Origin of the sequence: Burkholderia sp. JP2-270 (assembly GCF_003233675.1) — a bacterium.
GTDB classification, from domain to species: domain Bacteria; phylum Pseudomonadota; class Gammaproteobacteria; order Burkholderiales; family Burkholderiaceae; genus Burkholderia; species Burkholderia pyrrocinia_C.
In genome coordinates, this window is sequence record NZ_CP029825.1 from 2,246,602 (window position 1) to 2,268,181 (window position 21,580).

Sequence of the window (21,580 nt, forward strand, 5' to 3'; positions counted from 1 at the left end):
TCAAGGAGAACACTCATGAAAACCGCCCGAATCCTCGCTGTTGCCGTCCTCGCCGCCATCCCCGCATTGTCGTTCGCCGATACCGGCCACGGCCTGACGCGTGCCGACGTGCGCGCCGAACTCGTCCGGCTCGAGCAGGCCGGCTACAACCCGGCCCGCAGCGATCCGCATTACCCGGAGGATGTCGCCGCTGCGCTGCAGGTCGCGCGTTCCGACCAGAACGGCTCGTCGAAGTCGCAGGGCGACAACGTGGCCGATGCGTCGACGCCCGCCAGCCATCGCGACGCGGCACCGGCGCGCGCCGCGCGGAACGCCGCCGACGACCTGTACGCACATTCGTGATCCGTTGCCGCGCCTGCCGCATGCAGGCGCGGCCGCTACCGCAGCACTTCACTTCATGTAACAACACAACAGAGAAAGGAGCATGACGATGGCCGGTTCGATGAAACGGGTTCTGGTATCCGCCGCGGTGATCGGCGGACTGTTCGGTGCGGTCGCGGCGCAGGCCGCGCCGAAGGACGACCTGAAGGGCACGAATGTCGTGCTCGTGCACGGCGCGTTTGCCGACGGGTCGAGCTGGAACCGCGTGATTCCGCTGCTCGAGGCGCGCGGGCTGCATGTGGTGTCGGTGCAGAATCCGCTGAGCTCGCTCGCCGACGATGCGGCCGCGACGAAGCGTACGATCGACGAGCAGAAGGGGCCGGTCGTGCTGGTCGGCCATTCGTGGGCCGGCGTCGTGATCAGCGATGCGGGCAACGACGACAAGGTGAAGTCGCTCGTCTATGTCGCGGCGTTCGCGCCCGACAACGGCCAGTCGATCGCCGACGTCACGCAAGGGCTGCCGGCACCGGCATGGGCCGGTGAGCTGCGCAAGGACGCGGGCGGTTTCGCGCGGCTGTCGGACAAGGCGATCGCGCAGGATTTCGCACCGGACCTGCCGCCCGCGCAGCAGCGCATCGTTGCGGCGACGCAGGGGCCGTGGTATGGCGGTTGCATTTCGGAGAAGGTCGCGCAGGCCGCGTGGCATGCGAAGCCGTCGTCGTTCGTCGTCGCGACGCAGGACCGGATGATCGATCCGAAGCTGCAGGAGGCGATGGCGAAGCGGATCGGTGCGACGGTCACGCACGTGAACGGCAGCCATGTCGCGATGCTGAGCCAGCCGAAGGCCGTGGCCGACGCGATCATCGCGGCCGCGGAACGTGCAAAGCACGACGCACAGTAAGCGGATGGGGTGCCACGTTATCGTTGAAGCGTGGTGCCGCGAGTGATTGTGATGTCCTTCCACGAGGAGAAATCATGACGCAACTCTGGCAACTGTCGGCAACCGAACTCGCGAAACTTGTGCGGCAGCGCGAAGTGTCCGCGCGCGAAGTGGCGGACGCCGTGCTCGATCGTCTCGACGCGGTGAATCCGGCGATCAACGCGGTGATCGAACACCGGCCCGACGATGTGCGGCGGCAGGCCGACGAAGTCGACCGAGCGATCGCCCGCGGCGGCGATCCGGGCCCGCTCGCGGGCGTGCCCGTGACGGTGAAGATCAACATCGACCAGGCGGGTTTCGCGACGACCAACGGCACGCGCCTGCAGGAGAACCTGATCGCGCGCACCGACAGCCCGGTGGTCGGCAACATCAGGAAGGCCGGTGCGATCCTGCTCGGCCGCACCAATTCGCCGACGTTCGCGCTGCGCTGGTTCACGTCGAATCGCGTGCACGGCCACACGCGCAATCCACGCAATCCGTCGCTGACGCCGGGCGGGTCGAGCGGCGGCGCGGCAGCGGCTGTTGCCGCGGGGATCGGCCCGCTCGCACTCGGCACCGACATCGGCGGCTCGGTTCGTTACCCGGCCTATGCGTGCGGCGTGCACGGAATCCGGCCATCGCTCGGGCGCGTGCCGGCGTTCAACGCGTCGTCGCCCGAGCGTGCGATCGGTGCGCAACTGATGTCGACGGCGGGGCCGATCGCACGCACGATCGACGATCTCGCGCTCGCGCTGCGTGCGTTCGCCGCGCCGGACCCGCGTGATCCGTGGCACGTACACGTGCCGTTCGACGGGCGCGAAGTGCCGAAGCGTGCGGCGTTGTGCGTGCGTCCGGGCGGCTTGCAGGTCGTGCCCGAAGTAGAGGCCGCGTTGCGCGATGCCGCGCGCCGGCTCGTCGATGCGGGCTGGACCGTCGACGAGATCGACGATACGCCGGCGATGCGCGAGGCTGCGTTGCTGCAGGAGCAGCTTTGGCTCGGCGACGGTTTCGATGCATTGTCGAACGCGGCCGCGAACGACGGCGACCCGGGCGCGGCCGCGGTGATCGCCGCGGTTCGCGGCAAGGTGCGCGACCTGCCGGCCGACGTGATCAGCCGCGCGCTGGTCCGGCGCACCACGCTGACGCGGCAGTGGCGGCTGTTTCTCGACGCGTATGCGGTCGTGCTGCTGCCCGTGTCGTCGGAACTGCCGTTTCCCGACGATCTCGACCGGCAGGGGCCGGACGGGTTCGAGCGTGTGTGGGAGGCGCAGCTCACGCTGCGCGCGCTGCCCGCGATGGGGCTGCCGGGGCTGGCCGTGACGACGGCGCTCGTGAATGGCGTGCCGGTGGGCGTGCAGGTGGTCGCCGCGCATCATCGCGAGGATCTGTGTTTGCTCGCGGGGCGCGACATCGAAGCGCGTGGCGTGCCGGTCGCGCCGGTCGATCCGGTGCAGTGATGGATTGACGGGCAAGCGAATGCATCGGCGATGCCGTTCGGCATCACGCCGATGCCTGTCGCCTGCCGGTTGCATTTCTTCGAATCATCCCTTCGAATCATCCACGCATGTGCGGCGACGCATGCGCTCCATTTCGAATTCCATGACAACGCGCTGCACGCCGCGTTGCTCGTCTTCCGCCGTTCCTTTCAAAGCCCTTCGATGCGTGACATCGAACGGTCGTCGTTCCGCATATCGTCCCGCATTTCCCGACCGCGAGCGAACCTGCGCCGATAGCGCGCGTCTGCTATTGCATTTCGCGCGCCGCTGATTAGGAAATGAGTTTTTATTGGTTCTGCTTCCAGATGCGCGCTCGCATAGTGGCGCTGACGGCTATAGACAGCACGCAAGCTGCAACGGCCGCATTCCCGGTGTTTTTGATCATACGAATCTGCGAAAACGAGGAAGTGACATGACGGTTGCATTGGAAGAACGAACCGCTGCGCAGCAGGCGCTCGAAGACGCCCGTGCGGCGGCCGCTGCAGCAGGCACGCCCTACGCGGGCGGCGTCGCACCGCAAGTTGCATGGGCGCTGTTCTCGGCCGGCGATGCGTTGCTGGTGGACGTGCGCACCGCCGAAGAACGGAAATTCGTCGGCCACGTGCCGGAGTCGCTGCATGTGCCGTGGGCGACCGGCACCAGCCTGACGCGCAACCCGCGCTTCGTGCGCGAGCTGGAAGCGAAGACCGGCAAGGACGCGGTGGTGCTGCTCCTGTGCCGCAGCGGCAACCGGTCCGCGCAGGCGGCCGAAGCCGCGACGAAGGGCGGCTTCAAGCAGGTATTCAACGTGCTCGAAGGGTTCGAGGGCGACCTCGACGAAGGGCAGCATCGCGGCGGCCGCAACGGCTGGCGCTTTCGCGGCCTGCCGTGGGCGCAGGATTGATTCACGGCCGACAAGGGGAGAAGTCAGCATGGCCGCATTCGACATCGACGACATCGTTCAATCGCTGCAAACCGTCCGCCGCGCATGGCGCGAGAAGCAGCGTCGCTCGCTCGAACCGGGCGGGCGCGACCTGCCGGCGCGCGAGGCGCTCGCGCAGATCGTCGGCGCGCTGAAGGGCGTGCTGTTCCCGATGCGGCTCGGGCCGCCCGACCTGCGCCAGGAGAGCGAGAACTTCCATGTGGCCCACGCGCTCGACGCGGCGCTGAACGCGCTGCTCGCGCAGGTAACGCTCGAATTGCGCTATGCGGCGCGGCAGCGCAACGCCGACGGGCCGATCGACAACGTCGACGCGGTAGCGTCGACGGCCGTGCAGGCGTTCGCCGCGCGGCTGCCCGAGATTCGCCGGCTGCTCGACAGCGACGTGCTTGCTGCTTTTCACGGCGATCCGGCGGCCGGCAGCGTCGACGAAGTGCTGCTGTGCTACCCGGGCATCCTCGCGATGATTCACCACCGGCTCGCGCACGAGCTGTACGGGCTCGGTCTGCCGCTGCTCGCACGGATCATCGCCGAGCAGGCGCATGCGGAAACGGGCATCGACATTCATCCGGGCGCGCGCATCGGCGCGGGCTTCTTCATCGACCACGGCACGGGTGTCGTGATCGGCGAGACGGCAATCATCGGCGAGCGCGTACGCGTGTACCAGGCCGTCACGCTCGGCGCGAAGCGCTTTCCGCGCGATGCGGCCGGCCATCTGGAGAAAGGGCTTGCACGCCATCCGATCGTCGAGGACGACGTGGTGATCTACGCGGGGGCTACGATCCTCGGCCGCGTGACGATCGGGCGCGGCGCGGTGATCGGCGGCAACGTGTGGCTCACGCAGGACGTGCCGGCCGGCGAGAACGTCACGCAGGCCGTGCTGCGCAGCGAAGCGAATGCCGCGCCGCGCGCGGCGGCGCGTGTCGCCTAGGAGGCGCGATGAGCGACCTCATCCATCACTTCGGCGCCAACGTGCGCAAGCTGCGCGAAGCGCGCACGTGGTCGCAGGAGCAGCTTGCCGAGCATGCGGGGCTGAACCGCTCGTATGTCGGCGAGATCGAGCGCGGCGAGGCGATCGCGTCGATCGTCACGGCCGACAAGATCGCGCGCGCGTTCGACGTGTCGATCTCGACGCTGCTGCCGGGCGCGTACGTCACCTGAGGCCGCCCCGTTTCCCTTTCGGTTGCACGACATGACGGCTATAGCATGTTGAGCCGGCAGGGGCGTGCTTCCGATAATCACCGAGCGTCATAAGCAATCCCGTTTTTCATCTTAAGAACCCGGAGCCACACATGTCGACCGTTGCAAGCGGCACGGCCGCGCTGAGCGATCACGCCGCCCGCCAACTAGCGAACGCTACCAAGACCGTCCCCCAGCTTTCCACGATCACGCCGCGCTGGCTGACCCATCTGCTGCAATGGGTGCCGGTCGAGGCGGGCATCTACCGCCTGAACCAGGTGAAGAACCCGGAAGCCGTGCGTGCCGCATGCACGCAGCTCGAGGACGAAAGCGTGCTGCCGCAGACCTTCGTGCCGTACGAAGAGCAACCGCGCGAATACTTCCTGAACGCGGTGAGCACGGTGCTCGACGTGCATACGCGGATCTCCGATCTTTACAGCAGTCCTCACGACCAGATCAAGGAACAGCTGCGCCTGACGATCGAGACGATCAAGGAACTGCAGGAAAGCCAGCTGATCAACAACCCCGACTACGGGCTGCTGGCAAACGTGACCGACGAACAGCGGATCTTCCCGCTGACCGGCGCGCCGACGCCGGACGATCTCGACGAGCTGCTGACCAAGGTGTGGAAGGAGCCCGCGTTCTTCCTCACGCACCCGCTCGCGATCGCCGCGTTCGGCCGCGAATGCACGCGGCGCGGCGTGCCGCCGCCGACGGTCAGCCTGTTCGGCTCGCAGTTCCTCACGTGGCGCGGCATTCCGCTGATCCCGTCGGACAAGGTGCCGGTCGCGGACGGCAAGACCAAGATCCTGCTGCTGCGCGTCGGCGACAAGCGGCAGGGCGTCGTCGGCCTCTATCAGCCGGGCGTCGCGGGCGAGCAGGGCCCGGGCCTGTCGGTGCGTTTCATGGGGATCAACAACCAGGCGATCGCGTCGTACCTGATCTCGCTGTATTGCTCGCTCGCGGTCCATTCGCCGGATGCGCTGGCTGTCCTCGATGACGTCGAAATCGCCAAGTTCCATGACTATCCCGACACCTACCGTTAATCCCGGCCTGGCCGGCGGCGACGCGCACGCGCTGCCGCACGCGCCGCTGCCGGCGGGCTTGCCCGATCCCGCGACACTGGCGCGGCTTGCGTCCGAGTTCTTCTCGACGCCGCCCGGGCAGGCCACCGCGCCCGGGCTGTCGGCGGGCAGCGGTGCGGTCGGCGGCGTGCCGTCGGCATTGCCGGCAGCCGCGCCGATCCTCGCGTCGGTGAGCAACCCGGCGCCGGCCGGCTCGCCGCTCGCGGGGCCGGGCGGCACGGGCACCGGCGTGCCGGGTCTTGCGTTGCCGCAGGGCAAGGCGCCCGGCACGAACCTCGCGCCGTCCGCGCCGACGCACGTGCTGTCGCTCGGCAACCGCGTGCCCGCGCTCGCGCCGCATGCGGCCGCGCAGAACGGGCTGCCCGATAACGTCGTGTCGATCGCGCCCGCGCTCGAGCCGCGCATCGGCGGCGCGGCGCTCGGCGTGCCGCAGGAGAATGCGGCGGCGTCGGAGGGCGCGGTGAAGGCAGCGCCGGCCGCGTCGCCGTACTACTTCACCGACGGTTCGCTGCAGGGCTGGCAGGCGACGCCGCAGGACATTGTCGTGCCGTCGAACGGCCTCGCGTCGCCGGAAGCGTTCGGGCTGCCGGGCGACGATGCGCTGCGCGATCTGCTCGCCGTGCAGCGCGACGTGCCGGTGTCACGCGCATCGGGCGCGGACGTGCCGCGCTACTTCATCGACGATACGCACGCAGCCGAGCCGCAGGGCCAGTTGCATCGCGGCGCGCACCCGCCGTTCGACGTGAACGCGATCCGCCGCGATTTCCCGATCCTGCAGGAGCGCGTGAACGGCAAGCAGTTGATCTGGTTCGACAATGCAGCGACGACGCACAAGCCGCAGGCCGTGATCGACCGCCTCGCGTATTTTTACGCACACGAGAACTCGAACATCCACCGTGCCGCGCATGCGCTGGCCGGTCGCGCGACGGATGCTTACGAGCATGCGCGGGACACCGTGCGGCGTTTCATCGGCGCGTCGTCGCCCGACGAGATCGTGTTCGTGCGCGGCACGACCGAGGCGATCAACCTGATCGCGAAGACGTGGGGCGTGCAGAACGTCGGCGAAGACGACGAGATCGTCGTGTCGCATCTCGAGCATCACGCGAACATCGTTCCGTGGCAGCAGCTTGCCGCGCAAAAGGGGGCGAAGCTGCGCGTGATTCCGGTCGACGATTCGGGGCAGGTGCTGCTCGACGAATACCGGAAGCTGCTCAACGACCGCACGAAGATCGTGTCCGTCACGCAGGTGTCGAATGCACTCGGCACCGTCGTGCCGGTGAAGGAGATCGTCGAGCTCGCGCATCGCGCGGGCGCGAAGGCGCTCGTTGACGGCGCGCAGTCGATCTCGCACATGCGCGTCGACGTGCAGGCGCTCGATGCGGATTTCTTCGTGTTCTCCGGGCACAAGATCTACGGGCCGACCGGGATCGGCGTCGTGTACGGCAAGCGCGCGATCCTCGACGACATGCCGCCGTGGCAGGGCGGCGGCAACATGATCGCGGACGTGACGTTCGAGCGTACGGTGTTCCAGCCGCCGCCGAACCGCTTCGAGGCAGGCACCGGCAACATCGCGGATGCGGTCGGGCTCGGCGCGGCGCTCGACTACGTGAACCGTGTCGGCATCGAGAACATCGCTCGCTACGAGCACGACCTGCTCGCGTATGCGACGAGCGTGCTCGCGCCGGTGCCGGGCGTGCGGCTCGTCGGCACCGCGCGCGACAAGGCGAGCGTGCTGTCGTTCGTGCTGAAGGGCTATGAGACCGAAGAAGTCGGGCAGGCGCTGAACGAAGAGGGCATCGCGGTCCGCTCGGGGCATCACTGCGCTCAGCCGATCCTGCGGCGTTTCGGGCTCGAGGCAACGGTGCGGCCGTCGCTCGCGTTCTACAACACGTGCGACGAGGTCGATGCGCTGGTGCGTGTGGTGCGGCGTCTCGCGGCACGGCGCTGACCGCTGACGTCGTTCGCTTGCGGCGGCCCTTGCGGGTCGCCGCAAGCGATTTCCTGCTACCCGATCAGAAACGCACGACCTGCTTCTGCTCGACCGTGAAGCCGTCGCGCAGCACGCACGCGGAATCGGCGAAGTAGCGGCGCGTTTCCGACAGCAGGTCGGTATTGCCGCGACGGCAGAACACCACGCCCGACCCTTCCTCGGTCAGCAGTTCGTCGATCAGCGATTCGGGTTGCCCGATATCGGCGAGATGGACGTTCTGCACGCCATGCGCGAGCGCATCGAGCGCTTCCCGCACGCAGGGCGCGACATCGGCGGCCGGATGCTCGGCGAGCCACTGCTCGAGTTCCGTGATGCCGTACAGCCCCGCGAGTGCGCCGAGTTCGCGCAGCAGCGCGCTTTCGACCATCATCACCAGCGTGACGGCGCCGGTGCGTTGCGCGAAGAGGCTGCCGACCCGTTCGGGGCGCAGCAGGCGATCCTGGCCTGCGTCGTCCGGTGCGACGGGCATCACGACGGGCACCAGCCCGTTCCCGAGAAACGTGTTCAACGCGGTGCCGTCGAATTGCGCGACCGGGCTCGTGTTCGCGCGGTCGGATTCGGCGCCGGCGACCAGCAGGCCGCCGTCGTGACCGTCGATGCCTATCGCCTTGACGCCGTGGCTGCCGATCACGCGCACCAGCTCGTGGTTGATGTCGGCCATCGCAGCGCGGGCGGCCTGGACGGACTGCGCGCCGGACGCGGCTGTTCCACCCTGGACTACGACTGGACGAATGCCGGTGAGCGCGAGCAGCGCGACGTCCTGCGCGAACGCGTGGCGAAAGCGCGCATCGCGCGCGGCACCGCCATCGACGATGACGACGGTCTGCCCGTGCAGTGCCTGCATGAACGGCAGCGAGCGAGCCAAGCCGGCCACGCGCCGTGACGTAGGAGTGGGACTTTCAGGGTCTGGGAACATTGGAATCCGAAAGAATGAGGGAAGTGCCCGTCGCCGCGCGACGCGGCGTCAGTGCGTGCATTGCATGAGCCGGTGAATCTCGTCGGGCGTCCGCGCATCGCGCGACGCCTGCCGGAACGGGCGTTCGCTGAAGCACCGCGCCGCGTCGGCGAGCAGTTCGAGGTGTGCGCGGTCGTCCTCTTTCGGCAGGACCAGCACGATGAATTCGCGCACGGGCTTGCGGTCCGGCGCATTGAACGCGAACGGGTACAGCGCGCGAACGAACAGCGCGACGGCCGAGCCGAGCCCGTCGACACGCGCATGCGGAATCGCGACGCCCTGGCCGAGGCCGGTCGAACCGAGCTGTTCACGCTTCGTCAGTTCGGTCCGGATCCGTTCCGCAGGAACCCCGCTGTTGCGCGCGACGTATCGCGCGGCAAGGTCGAACAACTGGATCGCACTTTCGACCGGCACGTCGAGCAGGATGTTGTCGGCCGGGCAGGCGTCTGCCAGCCGGGCCACGAGCGGCAAGCCGCCGCGTCGCCGGGGAAGGTCGGGTTGGCCGCCGACGGCGGCCTGCTGCGTTTGCATGCGGATCTCTCCGTGTCGTGATGACAGGGAAATCCTAGACACATCCGCGTAAAGACGGTGTCAGATACGCGGGGGCCCGGTATTAAAATTTCGTATCGATTGCGGCACGGCACGCACCGCGCGCCCGATACGGACATCGTCAGGTACCCGACAGCACGAACGGCAGCGTCGCCAGCAGAAAGACCGAAATGCCGACGACCGGCGCGCCGAACGCGATTGCCGCGAACGCCACCGCGGCACTGGTCAGCACGAGCGTTCTCGACCGCCGGCGGTGCCGGTCGTGTGCCGTGGCCTTGTCTTCGCGGATGGCATCGGCCCGCGCGCCGATCACGTGTTTCCAGAACGTCAAGCCAAGCATGATTGCTCCTGTATGAAAGACGACCGAGACGCGGCGCGCGATGCGCCGTGCACGCGTGTCAGCAGCGCTTGAGCTTCAGCACGCGCGAGATCTGCCCGGGCGTGAAGCCGCTGTTGCGCACGTAAGGCGCGCAGTCGAGCGGCGCCGTGAGCGATTCGCTGACGACGTACTGGCCGACGAAGCGGAACGCATCCGTTTCCATCTTGATGAACACCGGAATCGCGTCGCGCTGCGCGGCGAGCGTCCTGCCGGCCGCGCGCGCGGACGCGCTGCCGTCGCAGAGGATCACGTCGGGTGCGTGCGGGTTGAGGTCCGTGCGCAGGCACGCGGCCACGACCTTGCCGTTCTTCGTCGGCAGGAATGCCTGTTTGCTGCCGCCGCATGCGGTGTGAATGAATTCGCGCGTGTACTGCTTGTCGATCTCGAACATGTCGGGGCTCCGGTATCGGAAATTTCCGTTGATGAACTCAGGTATGCAGAATAATTTGACAGGATCGGCATGCCGGATGTGGGCAAGCGATCGGTCATCGCTTTGGAGGCGGATCGATGGCGCGCGTTGCAAGGGGGATTCGTCGCGAGCACGCCTGAGCGTACGATGCGCGATTACCGCATCGACGTCGTATTCAAGCGTGCGCGGGAGTGACTACGGCGCGCACCGTCCGCCTGTCGGCAGGACGGTGGCTCGGGAAAGAGAGACGCAGGCGTCCTGCCTGTCAGGCAGAAAAGCAACTCGGGGGACGAGGACTTCGGATGCGCATGTCGCGTGCTCGGTGGTGGATTGCGAACACATTCTAGTGAACGCACGCGCGGCTGCAAGTAAAAAGGTCGTAAAGGCATGTGGATGGCCCGCTACGTGCACTGCCGGAGGTGCGCGCCGGTGCCGCCCCGTGGCCATTCGCCGCCATCCGCTTGCGGAAGGCCGAACCGAGCTGCATTACGAAGCGCATCCTGCGGCCGCAATCCGGTGCGGACTCGACCGGTCGATACGCCACGATGGAAGCCGCGCGGCCGCGACCGCCATTGTTGACGATATTGGAAAGGTCCAATCCAGAACCGGCAATAGGTTCCGGGAAAATGACCGATTATTCTCCCGATCGCAGTACCGGCCTCCGGATGCGAGTGCTATCGGACTGCTTACAAAATCAATCGCTCAGGGGAGGCCTTTCATGAAACGCATCGTCGTATCCGGTGGTATCGGCGCGGTGTTCGCCGTAACAGCAACGTCGTCGGCATTTGCACAGAGTTCCGTCACGTTGTATGGTCTCGTCGATACGGCGATTCGGTATCAGACCAATGCCGGCCCGGACGGCAAGGACCTGATCGGGATGACGGTCGGCCCGGAAACGCACAGCCGCTGGGGCTTGCGCGGCAGCGAGGATCTCGGCGGCGGGCTGTCGGCGATCTTCCGCCTCGAGAACGGCTTCGAGCTCGGCGACGGCAAGCTGCACGTCGCGAACACGCTGTTCAGCCGCCAGGCGTACGTCGGCCTGTCGAGCAACCGCTACGGCTCGCTGACGTTCGGCAACCAGTACGCGCCGCTGTACGACACGATGGGCGACGTCTTCGACCCGATGACCGTCGGCGACTACTGGCAGGACAGCTGGGCGTACAACGGCATCGGCAACTACCTGACGGTGCCGAACTCGGTGAAGTACAAGTTTTCCTACAGCGGCCTGAGCGTCGACGCGATCTACGGCTTCGGCAACCATGCCGGCGCGATGGGGCTCGACAGCACTTACGGCGTGGAGCTGACCTATGCACAGGGGCCCGCGTCGATCAACGCGGGCTATCAGCAGACTTCCGTGTCGTCCGTGAACGGCAGTTCGGTCAACGGCGCGAAGGTGAGCTTCGTGCACGTGAGCGGCGCGTATCAGGTCACGCCGACCGTGCGGCTGCTGGCCGGCTGGCTGCACGGCCAGGACAAGACGGGCACGACGGACTTCAACATGCAGCAGGCCGGTGCGCCGGCGCTGAGCGGCGGCAGCCCGAACCGCATCGACGATACGTTCTACGTCGGCGCGAACTGGCAGGCCACCGCGCCGCTGCTGATCACGGTGGCCGGCTACTACGGCCATGCGCGCAACGCGGCGCGGCTCGACGGCACGCTCGGCTCGGGGATCAACTACTCGGCGACCGTGCTGGCCGAATATGCGCTGTCGAAGCACACCGAGGTTTACGGCACGGTGGACTTCGCGCGCGGCAACGGCGCATTCGCCGCCGACTATCCGGGCGCCACCAACCGACTCACGGGCAAGGTCGACCAGATCGGCCGGACCAACAACGTCGGGGCGGCGATCGGTCTGCGCCAGATGTTCTGAAGTTCAGAGGACGGTGCGGCCGGAGGCGGCGGCGCGTCCGCAACCGCGGTGCGCACGAAAAAACGCGTGGCGACCGAGGCCGCCACGCGCTGCATGCCCGAGCGTATCGCCGCCCGGTTCGGGCGGCACGCCGCCGCGTCTATCGTCAGAAATCGAACCCCGGCCCGCCCGCGCCCGGGCCGCCCGGCACCGCGGCCGGCGCCGCATCCTTCGGCGCTTCGAACACGGTTGCATCGGTCGTCAGCAGCAGCCCGGCGACCGATGCCGCGTTCTGCAGCGCGGTGCGCGTGACCTTGGTCGGATCGAGCACGCCCGATTCGACGAGATCGCCGTACTCGCCCGTCTGCGCGTTATAGCCGAAGTTGCCCGAGCCTTCCGCAACCTTCGCGACGACGACGCTCGCTTCCTCGCCCGCGTTCGCGACGATCTGGCGCAGCGGTTCCTCGAGCGCGCGCAGCACGATCTTGATGCCCGCATCCTGGTCGGCGTTCACGCCCTTCAGCTCGCGGATCGCCTGGCGTACGCGGATCAGCGCGACACCGCCGCCCGGCACGATGCCTTCCTCGACGGCCGCGCGCGTCGCGTGCAGCGCGTCGTCGACGCGATCCTTCTTCTCCTTCACCTCGATCTCGGTCGCACCGCCGACCTTGATCACCGCAACGCCGCCCGCGAGCTTTGCGACGCGTTCCTGCAGTTTTTCGCGGTCGTAGTCCGACGTCGCTTCTTCGATCTGCACGCGGATCTGCTTCACGCGCGCTTCGATGTTCTTCGCATCGCCCGCGCCGTCGATCACGGTCGTGTTCTCCTTGCCGACCTCGATGCGCTTCGCCTGGCCGAGTTCGGCCAGCGTCGCCTTCTCGAGCGTCAGGCCCGTTTCCTCGGCGACGACCTGTCCGCCGGTGAGGATCGCGATGTCCTCGAGCAGCGCCTTGCGGCGGTCGCCGAAGCCCGGCGCCTTGACGGCAACGGTCTTCAGGATTCCGCGAATGTTGTTCACGACGAGCGTCGCGAGGGCTTCACCTTCGACGTCCTCCGCGATGATCAGCAGCGGCCGGCCCGACTTCGCGACCTGTTCGAGCACCGGCAGCAGGTCGCGGATGTTCGAGATCTTCTTGTCGTGCAGCAGAATGTACGGGTTCTCGATCTCGGCGATCTGCTTGTCGGGGTTGTTGATGAAGTACGGCGACAGGTAGCCGCGATCGAACTGCAGCCCCTCGACGACGTCGAGCTCGTCGGCGAGCGACTTGCCGTCCTCGACGGTGATCACGCCTTCCTTGCCGACGCGGTCGATCGCTTCGGCGATGCGCTGGCCGATCGATTCCTCGCCGTTCGCGGAGATCGTCGCGACCTGCGCGATTTCCTTGCTCGTGGTGGTGGGCCTGCTGATCTTCTTCAGCTCGTCGACGGCCGCTGCGACGGCCTTGTCGATACCGCGCTTCAGGTCGAGCGGGTTGAGCCCGGCCGCGACGTATTTCTGGCCTTCGCGCACGATCGCCTGTGCGAGCACGGTGGCCGTGGTCGTGCCGTCGCCGGCCGCGTCGCTGGTGCGCGACGCGACTTCCTTCACGAGCTGCGCGCCGATGTTCTGCAACTTGTCCGCGAGTTCGATTTCCTTCGCGACCGACACGCCGTCCTTCGTGACGACCGGCGCGCCGAAGCTGCGTTCGAGCACCACGTTGCGGCCCTTCGGCCCGAGCGTGACCTTCACCGCGTTCGCGAGAATGTTCACGCCTTCGGTCAGCTTCGCACGTGCGACGTCGCTGAAAATGATTTCCTTCGCTGCCATGATTGCGCTCCGTTATTGATTGACGACCGCGACGATGTCTTCCTCGCGCAGCACGAGGAACTCATTGCCGTCCACCTTGACGGCCTGGCCCGCGTACTTGCCGAACAGCACGCGTTCGCCGACCTGCAGGTCGGGCACGATGCGCTGGCCGTCCGTGTCCTTGCGGCCGGGGCCGACGGCGATCACTTCGCCCTGGTCGGGCTTCTCTGCGGCGCTGTCGGGGATCACGATGCCCGACGCGGTGGTGGTTTCCTGGTCGAGTCGCTTCACGATGACGCGGTCGTGCAAGGGGCGTAGGCTCATCTTTTCGTCCTGTGCTGTTCTGTCGAAATTGGCTGGCACTCTTCATCAGAGAGTGCTGACGAGTATAAAAACGCGCGACGGCGCGATCCAATAACGGATTCGGAAAAGCATTTGCGCGGATGCGCTATGGACGGGAGACGGGCGGAGGGGGTCGTCAGATCAGCAGCGATACCGTCCTGAACAGCGCAAGATCCTCGTTGCGCGCGGATCGCGCATGCTTGCGGATCGCAGGCGACGCGACCGGCTCGTCGCTCGATCACGCGTATATCCCGGGCGCGGCCGATCGGTCGCCGAACTCGAAGCAGTTGATGGTGCATGCGGGGATCCGGCACAGGTTCTGACGGAACCTGCCGGAAAGAAGGCGGCGGCCCGCCGCCTTCATCCATCCATCACGAAGCGACGCGAATCACGACCTTGCCGAAATGCTGCCCCGACTGCAGGTGCGCATACGCTTGCGGCGCCTCGTCGAAGCCGAACACGCGATCGACTACCGGCTTGATCCGCTTCGCATCGACGAACCGCACGACGTCGTCGAGCATCGCGCGGCTGCCGACCATGATCCCGTGCAATTGCCGTATGCCGCCGATCAGCGACAGCAGCCCGAGTTCTGGGCCGCCGAAGCCGCTGACGCCGCCGATCACCGACACGATGCCGCCCATCTTCGTCGCGGCGACCGAGCGCGGCAGCGTGTCGTGTCCGCCGACTTCCAGGACGAGATCCGCGCCCGCGCCGCCGGTGAGCCGCAGCACTTCGTGCTGCCACTCGGGCGTCGCGCGATAGTTGATCGTTGCGTCCGCACCGAGTGCGCGGGCGCGTTCGAGCTTCGCGTCGCTCGACGACGTGACGATCGTGCGCAACCCCGCCGCGTGTGCGAGCTGAAGCGCGACGATCGAGACGCCGCCCGTGCCGAGCAGCACGACGGTCGAGCCCGGCCCCGCGCCGCCGTCGGCGAACAGCGCATTCCACGCGGTGATGCCCGCGCACGACAGCGTCGCCGCTTCGTCGTAGTCGAGATGCGCGGGGATCGCGACCAGCGCCGCTTCGTCGGACACGAAGTGCTCGGCCAGCACGCCGTCGAATTGCGCGCCGGGCGAACCCGAGACTTTCTGCGGCGTGGGCGGCCCGTCGATCCAGCGCGGGAAGTACGTGTTGATCACGCGATCGCCCGGCTTGAAGCGCGTGACGTCGCGGCCGGCTTCGACGACTTCGCCGGCGCCGTCGGCGACAGGAATCAGCGCGTCCTTGCCGATGCCGAGATAGTCGCCGCGCGCGAACATCAGGTCGCGGTAGTTCAGTCCTGCCGAGTGGATTTTCACGACGACGTCGGTCGGCCCGACGGGCCGGCGCGTCGCGTCGATGCGCCGGAGCCCGGCAGCGCCGTCGCCCGGTTTGACTTGCCATGCGTGCATGTCGACTCCTTTTTCGAGATAGGTCGAACTATCATAGTGTTGCGCACGGGGACGCATTGGCGAGAATTCGGCCACTGACTGTCGCCGTTGTGGACACAAACCTGTCATACAACCGGAGCGGAATCGCATGGACGAGCGTCTGCGGGGCATCGCCGAATTTGTCGACGTCGTGGAGTCGGGCAGCTTCGCGGCGGCGGCGCTGCGCCTCGGCGTCACGCGTTCGGCCATCGCGAAGGTCGTCGCGCGGCTCGAACGCCGTCTCGGCGCGCGGTTGCTGCAGCGCACGACGCGCCAGCTCAGCCTGACCGACGAAGGGCTCGTCTATTACGAGCAGTGCCGGCGGCTGCTGGCCGATCTCGGCGAAACGGAGGCTGCGCTCGACGCGGGCCGGCGCGAGCCGTCGGGGCGGCTGCGCATCAGCGTGCCGGTGCTGTTCGGGCGGCAATGCGTTGCACCCGTCATGCGGCGCCTCGTCGAGCGTCATCCGAGGCTCGAGATCGACGTGTCGTTCAGCGATCGCCTGGCCGATCTGATCAACGACGGGTTCGACATCGCGGTGCGCATCGGCGAGCTTGCGGATACGAGCACGCTCGTCGGGCGGCGGCTTGGCGTACAGCGAATGGGCATTTGCGCGTCGCCGGCGTATCTCGAACGTCATGGCCGGCCGAAGGGGCCCGACGAACTCGGGTCGCACGTCGGCATCGCGTATTCGCGCGGCGGGCAGCCGGCGCCATGGCGGATCATCGGTGCGGACGGCGCGGTGCACGACCACCGCGCGGCCGGCCGCCTGCGGTTCGACGACCTGCAGGCGATCGCCGACGCGGCCGCTGCCGGCGCGGGCCTCGCGTGGCTGCCGTGCTGGCTGATGGCGCCTTACCTGCGCGACGGTCGCCTCGCGCTCGTGATGGACAGCAACAGCGTGTCGGGCGCCGAGGTGTTCGCGGTGCGGCCGTCGTCGCGCCACGTGCCGTCGAAGGTGCGTGTCGTCATCGATGCGTTGGTCGACGAGATTCCGCGGATGCTGGCGTCGGAGGACTGAGACGGGAAGGCGGCCCGCACAAGCGCGCACCGCATCCTGGCGGAGCGGCTGAACGATGCGAGTGCGGCGACCGTACGTGTTTTTCCGGCCCGATGCACAATCGTCCGGAACGCGGATGCGCCGCGTGGCTGCGTACGCATCGCGACTTCTTCGATTCCTTCCACAAAGGCACGAATCATGTCATCCCGCACCTACCTCGTCACCGGCGCGTCGCGCGGCATCGGCTTCGCGGTCAGCGCATTTCTGGCGCAGCGCGGCCATCGCGTCATCGGCCTTGCGCGGCATGCGCAGGGCGTCGATTTCCCCGGCGAATTGCTCGCGTGCGATCTTGCCGACATCGAACAGACGGCGGCAACCCTTGCGCGCATCAGCGAGCGGCACGACGTCGACGGCATCGTCAACAACGCCGGCATCGTGTTGCCGCAGCCGCTCGGGCAGATCGATTTCGGGTCGCTGCAGGCGGTGTTCGATCTCAACGTGCGAGCCGCGATCCAGGTTACTCAGCACTTTGCGGACGCGATGAAGGCGCGCGGCCACGGGCGCATCGTCAACATCTGCAGCCGCGCGATTTTCGGCAGCCTCGATCGCACTGCATACTCGGCCGCAAAAAGCGCGCTCGTCGGCTGCACGCGCACGTGGGCGCTCGAACTCGCCGAACATGGCGTGACCGTCAACGCGGTCGCGCCGGGGCCGATCGAGACCGAACTGTTCCGACAGACGCGGCCGGTCGGCAGCGAAGCCGAACGCAAGGTGCTCGCGACGATTCCCGCGCGCCGGCTCGGCACGCCCGACGACGTCGCGGCCGCGATCGCGTTCTTCCTGTCCGACGAAGCCGGTTTCGTCACGGGGCAGGTGCTGGCCGTGGACGGCGGCGGCAGCCTCGGCGGGCGGAGCTGACACATCGCGGCGCGGGTCGCGAAAAACGGCCTGCATCGGGCCCGCATCGCATATTCCCGCACCCCGTAAGCATGTGACGAATCCGACTTTGGGCGCCGCGCGTGCGACGCTAAGATCGCCGATCCCGTAGATCGAGCGTTCACGATAATGAAAAAGTCCGCGTCGCCGTTGCATGCTTTCCGTTTTCGGGTCGTCTGTGCCGCGATCGCCGGCGCGTTGTCGCTCGCATCGTGCGGCGGCGTCGATAGCGATTCGCCGCCTCCGCAGGCCAATACAACACCGCCGCAGGCCGCAAAACGCCCGAACATCCTGTACATCATGGCCGACGATCTCGGCTATTCCGACATCCATGCATTCGGCGGCGAGATCAACACGCCGAACCTCGACGCGCTCGTCGCGTCGGGTCGCATCCTGTCGAACCATCACACGGGCACCGTCTGCGCGATCACGCGCGCGATGCTGGTGTCCGGCACCGATCACCATCTCGTCGGCGAAGGCACGATGGGCGTGCCGACCGACGAGCGGCGCGGGCTGCCCGGCTACGAGGGCTACCTGAACGACCGAGCGTTGTCGTTCGCGCAACTGCTGAAGGACGCCGGCTATCACACGTATATCGCGGGCAAGTGGCACATCGGTTCGGGGATCGTCGGCAGTGCGACGGGCAGCGGGCAGACGCCCGACCAGTGGGGCTTCGAGCGCAGCTACGTGCTGCTCGGCGGCGCGGCGACCAACCACTTCGCGCACGAGCCGGCCGGCTCGTCGAACTACACGGAGGACGGCCGCTACGTGCAGCCTGGCCAGCCAGGGCAGCCGGGCGGCACGGGCGGCAGCCCGGCCGTGTTCTATTCGACCGATTTCTATACGCAGAAGCTGATCTCGTACATCGATTCGAACCGGCGCGACGGCAAGCCGTTCTTCGCATATGCGGCGTACACGTCGCCGCACTGGCCGCTTCAGGTGCCCGAACCGTGGCTGCACAAGTACGCGGGCGTGTATGACGCCGGCTACGACGCGATCCGCAACGCGCGGATCGCGCGGCAGAAAGCGCTCGGCCTGATTCCCGCCGACTTCAAGCCGTTCGATGGCTTGCCTGAAACGACCGCGGCGTCGCCCGCGACCGCGAACAACGGCACCGCGAGCGCGAAATACATCAGCGCGGTGCATTCGGCCGCGGACGGCTACAGCGACTATGGCACCGGCAAGGTCGACAAGCTGTGGTCGAGCCTGTCGCCGGCCGAGCGCAAGGCGCAGGCGCGCTACATGGAGATCTACGCGGGAATGGTCGAGAACCTCGACTACAACATCGGCCTGCTGATCCAGCACCTGAAGGACATCGGCGAATACGACAACACGTTCATCATGTTCCAGTCGGACAACGGCGCGGAAGGCTGGCCGATCGATTCCGGCGCGGACCCGACGGCGACCGATACCGCGAACGCGCAGGAGCCGACCTATTCGGCGCTCGGCACCGACAACGGCAAGCAGAACGCGCAGCGCCTGCAGTACGGGCTGCGCTGGGCCGAAGTGAGCGCGTCGCCGTTCCGGCTCACGAAGGGTTATTCGGCCGAGGGCGGCGTATCGGCGCCGACGATCGTGCGCCTGCCCGGCCAGTCGCAGCAACTGCCGACGCTGCGCGCGTTCACGCACGTGACCGACAACACGGCGACCTTCCTCGCGGTCGCGGGCGTCACGCCGCCGTCGCAGCCGGCGCCGCCGCTCGTCAACACGCTGACGGGCGTCGACCAGAACAAGGGCAAGGTGATCTACAACAACCGCTACGTGTACCCGGTTACGGGCCAGTCGCTGCTGCCGGTGCTCACCGGCTCGGCGACGGGCGAGGTGCATACGGCGCCGTTCGGCGACGAAGCATACGGCCGTGCGTACCTGCGCAGTGCCGACGGCCGCTGGAAGGCGCTGTGGACCGAGCCGCCGCTCGGGCCGCTCGACGGGCACTGGCAGCTTTACGACCTCGCGTCGGATCGCGGCGAGACGACCGACGTGTCGGCGCAGAACCCGTCGGTGATCGGCACGCTCGTCGAGCAGTGGAAGACGTACATGAGCAACGTCGGCGGCGTCGAGCCGCTGCGTCCGCGCGGTTATTACTGAGCCCCCGGACCTGTCGCTGCGCTCCAGGGCTCACGAGGGGATTGTCTTCGGGGCGGAAAACCTGGAGCGGGCAGGCGTTTTCTTGAGAGGACGACACGATGCGGTTCCGGTTCTGGACGATCGGCGCGGCGCTCGCCGCCACGCTGTTCGCCACGGCGTTCGCGGTGGGGTATGCGAATCCGGCGGCGCCGGCAGGCGGCGCATTCGACGACGCGAATCGCGGCCGCGCGCTCGCGCCGCTCGGCTCGGAGCGGCAGTGCGAGCGTTATTCGGGGCTGCCGGCAAAGTGGCGCGACGACCCGAAGGCCGGGATGGTGCATCTGCGCGGTGGCGCGTTCGTGTTCGGCAGCACGCGCGGTTATGCGGACGAGCGTCCGGTCGGCGACGGCCGCACGCGCGTCGGCGGTTTCTGGATCGACCAGACCGACGTGACGATCGCGCAGTTCGCCGCATTCGTGCAGGCGACCGGGTATGTGACCGAAGCCGAACAGCAGGGCGGCGCGGCGGTGTTTCATGTGCCGACGCGCGACGAGATGAATGCACGCGATCTCGCATGGTGGTCGTGGGTGAAGGGCGCGTCGTGGCGTCATCCGCGCGGGCCCGGCAGCGGCGTCGACAGGCTCGGCAACCTGCCCGTCACGCTCGTCACGCAGCGCGATGCGCTTGCGTATGCGCGCTGGCTCGGCCGCGATCTGCCGACCGAGGCCGAATGGGAATACGCGGGCAAGGCCGGCCGCGACGACGCGTCGCTCGACGCGGCGCCGCGCGATGCGCAGGGCAAGCCGGCCGCGAACTACTGGCAGGGCGCGTTCCCGGTGCTCGACACGGCCGAGGACGGTCACGCCGGTCTCGCGCCCGTCGGTTGTTATGCGGCGAACGGCTTCCGCCTCTACGACATGATCGGCAACGCCTGGGAATGGACGAAGGACGCGTACACGGGCCCGCACCAGCCGCACACCAACGGCGACACGGCGGCCGTCGCGCCGCCGACGCGCCGGCACGATACGCCGATGGTCATCAAGGGCGGCTCGTTCCTGTGCTCGCGCGACTACTGCGTGCGCTATCGCGCGTCGTCGCGCGAACAGCAGGAGGCCGATCTCGGCGCGTCGCACATCGGCTTCCGCACGATCCTGAGGGATGCATCGTGAGGAACGGCATCGTGCGATCCGTTTCCGTGTGGCTGCTGGCCGCGTGCGGTGTCTTCCATCAGGGATCGGCCGTTGCGGCCGAATCGGCTGTCCCGGCCGTGCGCGTCGGCGTGACGCGCGGCGTGCATGCGCAGATCCTGGACGAAGTGAAGCGGGTCGCCGCTGCACGCGGGTTGGGCGTCGACGTCGTCGAATTCGACGATGCGTCGCGCATCGACGCGGCGCTTGCCGACGGCCGGATCGACGCGGCCAGCTTCGAGGATGCACAACAGCTTGCCGCGACGCGCGCGCGGAAACGCTACGCGCTGACCGAAGTCGCGCCGACCGTCACGCTGCCGATGGCGTTCTATTCGCGCAAGCTGAAAAACCTGAACGAACTGCAGCCCGGCGCGACGGTCGCGATTCCCGCCGATCCGCGCGGGATGGCGCGCGCGCTCGTGCTGATGCAGAACGACACGCTGGTGACGCTGCGCGAGCAGGCCGGCCTGCATGCGACGCTGCGCGACGTGACCGGCAACCGGCTCGGGCTGAAATTCGTCGCGCTGCGCGGCGATCGTCTATACGCCGCGCTCGACACGGCCGCGTTCGTCGCGATCGACAGCGACGATGCGGCCCGCGTCGGGCTGCAGCCTGCACGTGACAGCATCGGCATCGAGGACGCGCGTTCGCCGTACGCGAACGTGCTGACGGTGCGCAACGCCGATCGCGCGAAACCGTGGGTCGCGCAGCTCGTCGCCGCATATCACTCGGACGACGTCGCGCGCTTCATCCTCACGCGTTACCAGGATTCGGTGCGGCGGCCGTGGTAGGCACGTACCTGC

At 67.6% G+C, this 21,580-nt stretch carries 22 protein-coding genes and 1 pseudogene; 16 read left to right on the top strand and 7 right to left on the bottom strand.

Annotation, left to right across the window (positions count from 1 at the left end; translation table 11 throughout):
• Positions 1-15: 15 nt before the first annotated feature.
• The 9 genes from DM992_RS28250 to DM992_RS28290 all read left to right on the top strand — a co-directional run bounded on the left by DM992_RS28250 (position 16) and on the right by DM992_RS28290 (position 7,867).
• The gene (locus tag DM992_RS28250; protein ID WP_111019558.1) at positions 16-342 is read left to right on the top strand and encodes a DUF4148 domain-containing protein; all 327 of its coding nucleotides are present in this window, start codon (positions 16-18) and stop codon (positions 340-342) included.
• 88 nt (positions 343-430) lie between these two features.
• Positions 431-1,222: an alpha/beta hydrolase gene (locus tag DM992_RS28255; protein WP_111020441.1), complete on the top strand. Its 792-nt coding sequence runs from the start codon at positions 431-433 to the stop codon at positions 1,220-1,222.
• Positions 1,223-1,296: 74 nt separating this feature from the next.
• Entirely contained in the window at positions 1,297-2,697 is a 1,401-nt protein-coding gene (locus tag DM992_RS28260; RefSeq protein ID WP_111019559.1) for an amidase family protein, read from the top strand.
• A gap of 30 nt (positions 2,698-2,727) precedes the next feature.
• Positions 2,728-2,973, top strand: a complete 246-nt coding sequence (locus tag DM992_RS28265; protein ID WP_111019560.1) for a hypothetical protein — start codon at positions 2,728-2,730, stop codon at positions 2,971-2,973.
• A 175-nt stretch (positions 2,974-3,148) separates the two neighbouring features.
• Entirely contained in the window at positions 3,149-3,619 is a 471-nt protein-coding gene (locus DM992_RS28270; protein WP_111019561.1) for a rhodanese-like domain-containing protein, read from the top strand.
• Between the two features lie 28 nt (positions 3,620-3,647).
• On the top strand, positions 3,648-4,586 hold the full coding sequence (gene epsC / locus DM992_RS28275; protein WP_111019562.1) for a serine O-acetyltransferase EpsC: 939 nt from the start codon (positions 3,648-3,650) through the stop codon (positions 4,584-4,586).
• 8 nt (positions 4,587-4,594) lie between these two features.
• The gene (locus tag DM992_RS28280; protein WP_011356215.1) at positions 4,595-4,816 is read left to right on the top strand and encodes a helix-turn-helix transcriptional regulator; all 222 of its coding nucleotides are present in this window, start codon (positions 4,595-4,597) and stop codon (positions 4,814-4,816) included.
• Between the two features lie 131 nt (positions 4,817-4,947).
• On the top strand, positions 4,948-5,880 hold the full coding sequence (locus tag DM992_RS28285) for a family 2A encapsulin nanocompartment shell protein (protein WP_006479760.1): 933 nt from the start codon (positions 4,948-4,950) through the stop codon (positions 5,878-5,880).
• Positions 5,855-7,867, top strand: coding sequence for a family 2A encapsulin nanocompartment cargo protein cysteine desulfurase (locus tag DM992_RS28290; RefSeq protein WP_111019563.1), 2,013 nt, complete (start codon positions 5,855-5,857; stop codon positions 7,865-7,867). Before DM992_RS28285 ends, DM992_RS28290 begins: the two co-directional genes overlap by 26 nt.
• 64 nt (positions 7,868-7,931) lie before the next feature.
• Here the strand turns inward: DM992_RS28290 and DM992_RS28295 are convergent, their stop codons facing one another.
• From DM992_RS28295 to DM992_RS28310, 4 genes are all read right to left on the bottom strand, one after another.
• Positions 7,932-8,825, bottom strand: a complete 894-nt coding sequence (locus tag DM992_RS28295) for an acetylglutamate kinase (protein WP_111019564.1) — start codon at positions 8,823-8,825, stop codon at positions 7,932-7,934.
• Positions 8,826-8,873: 48 nt separating this feature from the next.
• Positions 8,874-9,395 (bottom strand): PTS sugar transporter subunit IIA, encoded by a 522-nt coding sequence (locus tag DM992_RS28300; RefSeq protein ID WP_111019565.1) that lies wholly within the window; start codon positions 9,393-9,395, stop codon positions 8,874-8,876.
• 139 nt (positions 9,396-9,534) lie between these two features.
• Positions 9,535-9,753, bottom strand: a complete 219-nt coding sequence (locus DM992_RS28305; RefSeq protein ID WP_239511372.1) for a hypothetical protein — start codon at positions 9,751-9,753, stop codon at positions 9,535-9,537.
• A gap of 58 nt (positions 9,754-9,811) precedes the next feature.
• A complete protein-coding gene (locus DM992_RS28310; RefSeq protein WP_047901706.1) occupies positions 9,812-10,183 on the bottom strand; it encodes a DUF6697 family protein in 372 nt (123 codons plus the stop codon).
• 736 nt (positions 10,184-10,919) lie between these two features.
• Here DM992_RS28310 and DM992_RS28315 point away from each other — a divergent pair.
• Complete coding sequence (locus tag DM992_RS28315) at positions 10,920-12,071, top strand: porin (protein WP_111019567.1); 1,152 nt, start codon at positions 10,920-10,922, stop codon at positions 12,069-12,071.
• A gap of 145 nt (positions 12,072-12,216) precedes the next feature.
• On the opposite strand, the gene groL is transcribed toward DM992_RS28315, so the two are convergent.
• Both groL and DM992_RS28325 read right to left on the bottom strand, forming a co-directional pair.
• Complete coding sequence (gene groL / locus DM992_RS28320; RefSeq protein WP_111019568.1) at positions 12,217-13,857, bottom strand: chaperonin GroEL; 1,641 nt, start codon at positions 13,855-13,857, stop codon at positions 12,217-12,219.
• 12 nt (positions 13,858-13,869) lie between these two features.
• On the bottom strand, positions 13,870-14,160 hold the full coding sequence (locus DM992_RS28325; RefSeq protein ID WP_011694564.1) for a co-chaperone GroES: 291 nt from the start codon (positions 14,158-14,160) through the stop codon (positions 13,870-13,872).
• A 221-nt stretch (positions 14,161-14,381) separates the two neighbouring features.
• Between DM992_RS28325 and DM992_RS43565 the strand changes: the two are divergent.
• Positions 14,382-14,501: pseudogene (locus DM992_RS43565) on the top strand (porin); the annotation flags it as partial.
• 48 nt (positions 14,502-14,549) lie between these two features.
• Here the strand turns inward: DM992_RS43565 and DM992_RS28340 are convergent.
• Complete coding sequence (locus DM992_RS28340) at positions 14,550-15,569, bottom strand: NAD(P)-dependent alcohol dehydrogenase (protein ID WP_111019569.1); 1,020 nt, start codon at positions 15,567-15,569, stop codon at positions 14,550-14,552.
• Between the two features lie 127 nt (positions 15,570-15,696).
• Between DM992_RS28340 and DM992_RS28345 the strand changes: the two genes are divergently transcribed.
• The 5 genes from DM992_RS28345 (at position 15,697) to DM992_RS28365 (ending at position 21,568) form a co-directional block, all read left to right on the top strand.
• Positions 15,697-16,608 (top strand): LysR family transcriptional regulator, encoded by a 912-nt coding sequence (locus DM992_RS28345; protein WP_111019570.1) that lies wholly within the window; start codon positions 15,697-15,699, stop codon positions 16,606-16,608.
• A gap of 177 nt (positions 16,609-16,785) precedes the next feature.
• On the top strand, positions 16,786-17,505 hold the full coding sequence (locus DM992_RS28350) for an SDR family oxidoreductase (RefSeq protein WP_111019571.1): 720 nt from the start codon (positions 16,786-16,788) through the stop codon (positions 17,503-17,505).
• A 147-nt stretch (positions 17,506-17,652) separates the two neighbouring features.
• Entirely contained in the window at positions 17,653-19,611 is a 1,959-nt protein-coding gene (locus DM992_RS28355) for an arylsulfatase (RefSeq protein ID WP_111019572.1), read from the top strand.
• A gap of 98 nt (positions 19,612-19,709) precedes the next feature.
• The gene (locus tag DM992_RS28360; protein WP_111019573.1) at positions 19,710-20,759 is read left to right on the top strand and encodes a formylglycine-generating enzyme family protein; all 1,050 of its coding nucleotides are present in this window, start codon (positions 19,710-19,712) and stop codon (positions 20,757-20,759) included.
• Complete coding sequence (locus DM992_RS28365) at positions 20,756-21,568, top strand: MetQ/NlpA family lipoprotein (protein ID WP_204356135.1); 813 nt, start codon at positions 20,756-20,758, stop codon at positions 21,566-21,568. Before DM992_RS28360 ends, DM992_RS28365 begins: the two co-directional genes overlap by 4 nt.
• Positions 21,569-21,580 lie beyond the last annotated feature (12 nt).

Excerpts from the sequence above, each read along its gene's own strand:
- DM992_RS28300 (WP_111019565.1), bottom strand. The coding sequence starts at position 9,395 with ATGCAAACGCAGCAGGCCGCCGTCGGCGGCCAACCCGACCTTCCCCGG.
- DM992_RS28295 (WP_111019564.1), bottom strand. The coding sequence starts at position 8,825 with ATGTTCCCAGACCCTGAAAGTCCCACTCCTACGTCACGGCGCGTGGCC.
- DM992_RS28260 (WP_111019559.1), top strand. The coding sequence starts at position 1,297 with ATGACGCAACTCTGGCAACTGTCGGCAACCGAACTCGCGAAACTTGTG.
- DM992_RS28315 (WP_111019567.1), top strand. The coding sequence starts at position 10,920 with ATGAAACGCATCGTCGTATCCGGTGGTATCGGCGCGGTGTTCGCCGTA.
- DM992_RS28340 (WP_111019569.1), bottom strand. The coding sequence starts at position 15,569 with ATGCACGCATGGCAAGTCAAACCGGGCGACGGCGCTGCCGGGCTCCGG.
- DM992_RS28280 (WP_011356215.1), top strand. The coding sequence starts at position 4,595 with ATGAGCGACCTCATCCATCACTTCGGCGCCAACGTGCGCAAGCTGCGC.
- DM992_RS28360 (WP_111019573.1), top strand. The coding sequence starts at position 19,710 with ATGCGGTTCCGGTTCTGGACGATCGGCGCGGCGCTCGCCGCCACGCTG.
- DM992_RS28355 (WP_111019572.1), top strand. The coding sequence starts at position 17,653 with ATGAAAAAGTCCGCGTCGCCGTTGCATGCTTTCCGTTTTCGGGTCGTC.
- DM992_RS28270 (WP_111019561.1), top strand. The coding sequence starts at position 3,149 with ATGACGGTTGCATTGGAAGAACGAACCGCTGCGCAGCAGGCGCTCGAA.
- DM992_RS28305 (WP_239511372.1), bottom strand. The coding sequence starts at position 9,753 with ATGCTTGGCTTGACGTTCTGGAAACACGTGATCGGCGCGCGGGCCGAT.
- DM992_RS28255 (WP_111020441.1), top strand. The coding sequence starts at position 431 with ATGGCCGGTTCGATGAAACGGGTTCTGGTATCCGCCGCGGTGATCGGC.
- DM992_RS28250 (WP_111019558.1), top strand. The coding sequence starts at position 16 with ATGAAAACCGCCCGAATCCTCGCTGTTGCCGTCCTCGCCGCCATCCCC.
- DM992_RS28345 (WP_111019570.1), top strand. The coding sequence starts at position 15,697 with ATGGACGAGCGTCTGCGGGGCATCGCCGAATTTGTCGACGTCGTGGAG.
- epsC (WP_111019562.1), top strand. The coding sequence starts at position 3,648 with ATGGCCGCATTCGACATCGACGACATCGTTCAATCGCTGCAAACCGTC.
- DM992_RS28350 (WP_111019571.1), top strand. The coding sequence starts at position 16,786 with ATGTCATCCCGCACCTACCTCGTCACCGGCGCGTCGCGCGGCATCGGC.
- DM992_RS28290 (WP_111019563.1), top strand. The coding sequence starts at position 5,855 with ATGACTATCCCGACACCTACCGTTAATCCCGGCCTGGCCGGCGGCGAC.
- groL (WP_111019568.1), bottom strand. The coding sequence starts at position 13,857 with ATGGCAGCGAAGGAAATCATTTTCAGCGACGTCGCACGTGCGAAGCTG.
- DM992_RS28285 (WP_006479760.1), top strand. The coding sequence starts at position 4,948 with ATGTCGACCGTTGCAAGCGGCACGGCCGCGCTGAGCGATCACGCCGCC.
- DM992_RS28310 (WP_047901706.1), bottom strand. The coding sequence starts at position 10,183 with ATGTTCGAGATCGACAAGCAGTACACGCGCGAATTCATTCACACCGCA.
- DM992_RS28325 (WP_011694564.1), bottom strand. The coding sequence starts at position 14,160 with ATGAGCCTACGCCCCTTGCACGACCGCGTCATCGTGAAGCGACTCGAC.
- DM992_RS28265 (WP_111019560.1), top strand. The coding sequence starts at position 2,728 with ATGCCGTTCGGCATCACGCCGATGCCTGTCGCCTGCCGGTTGCATTTC.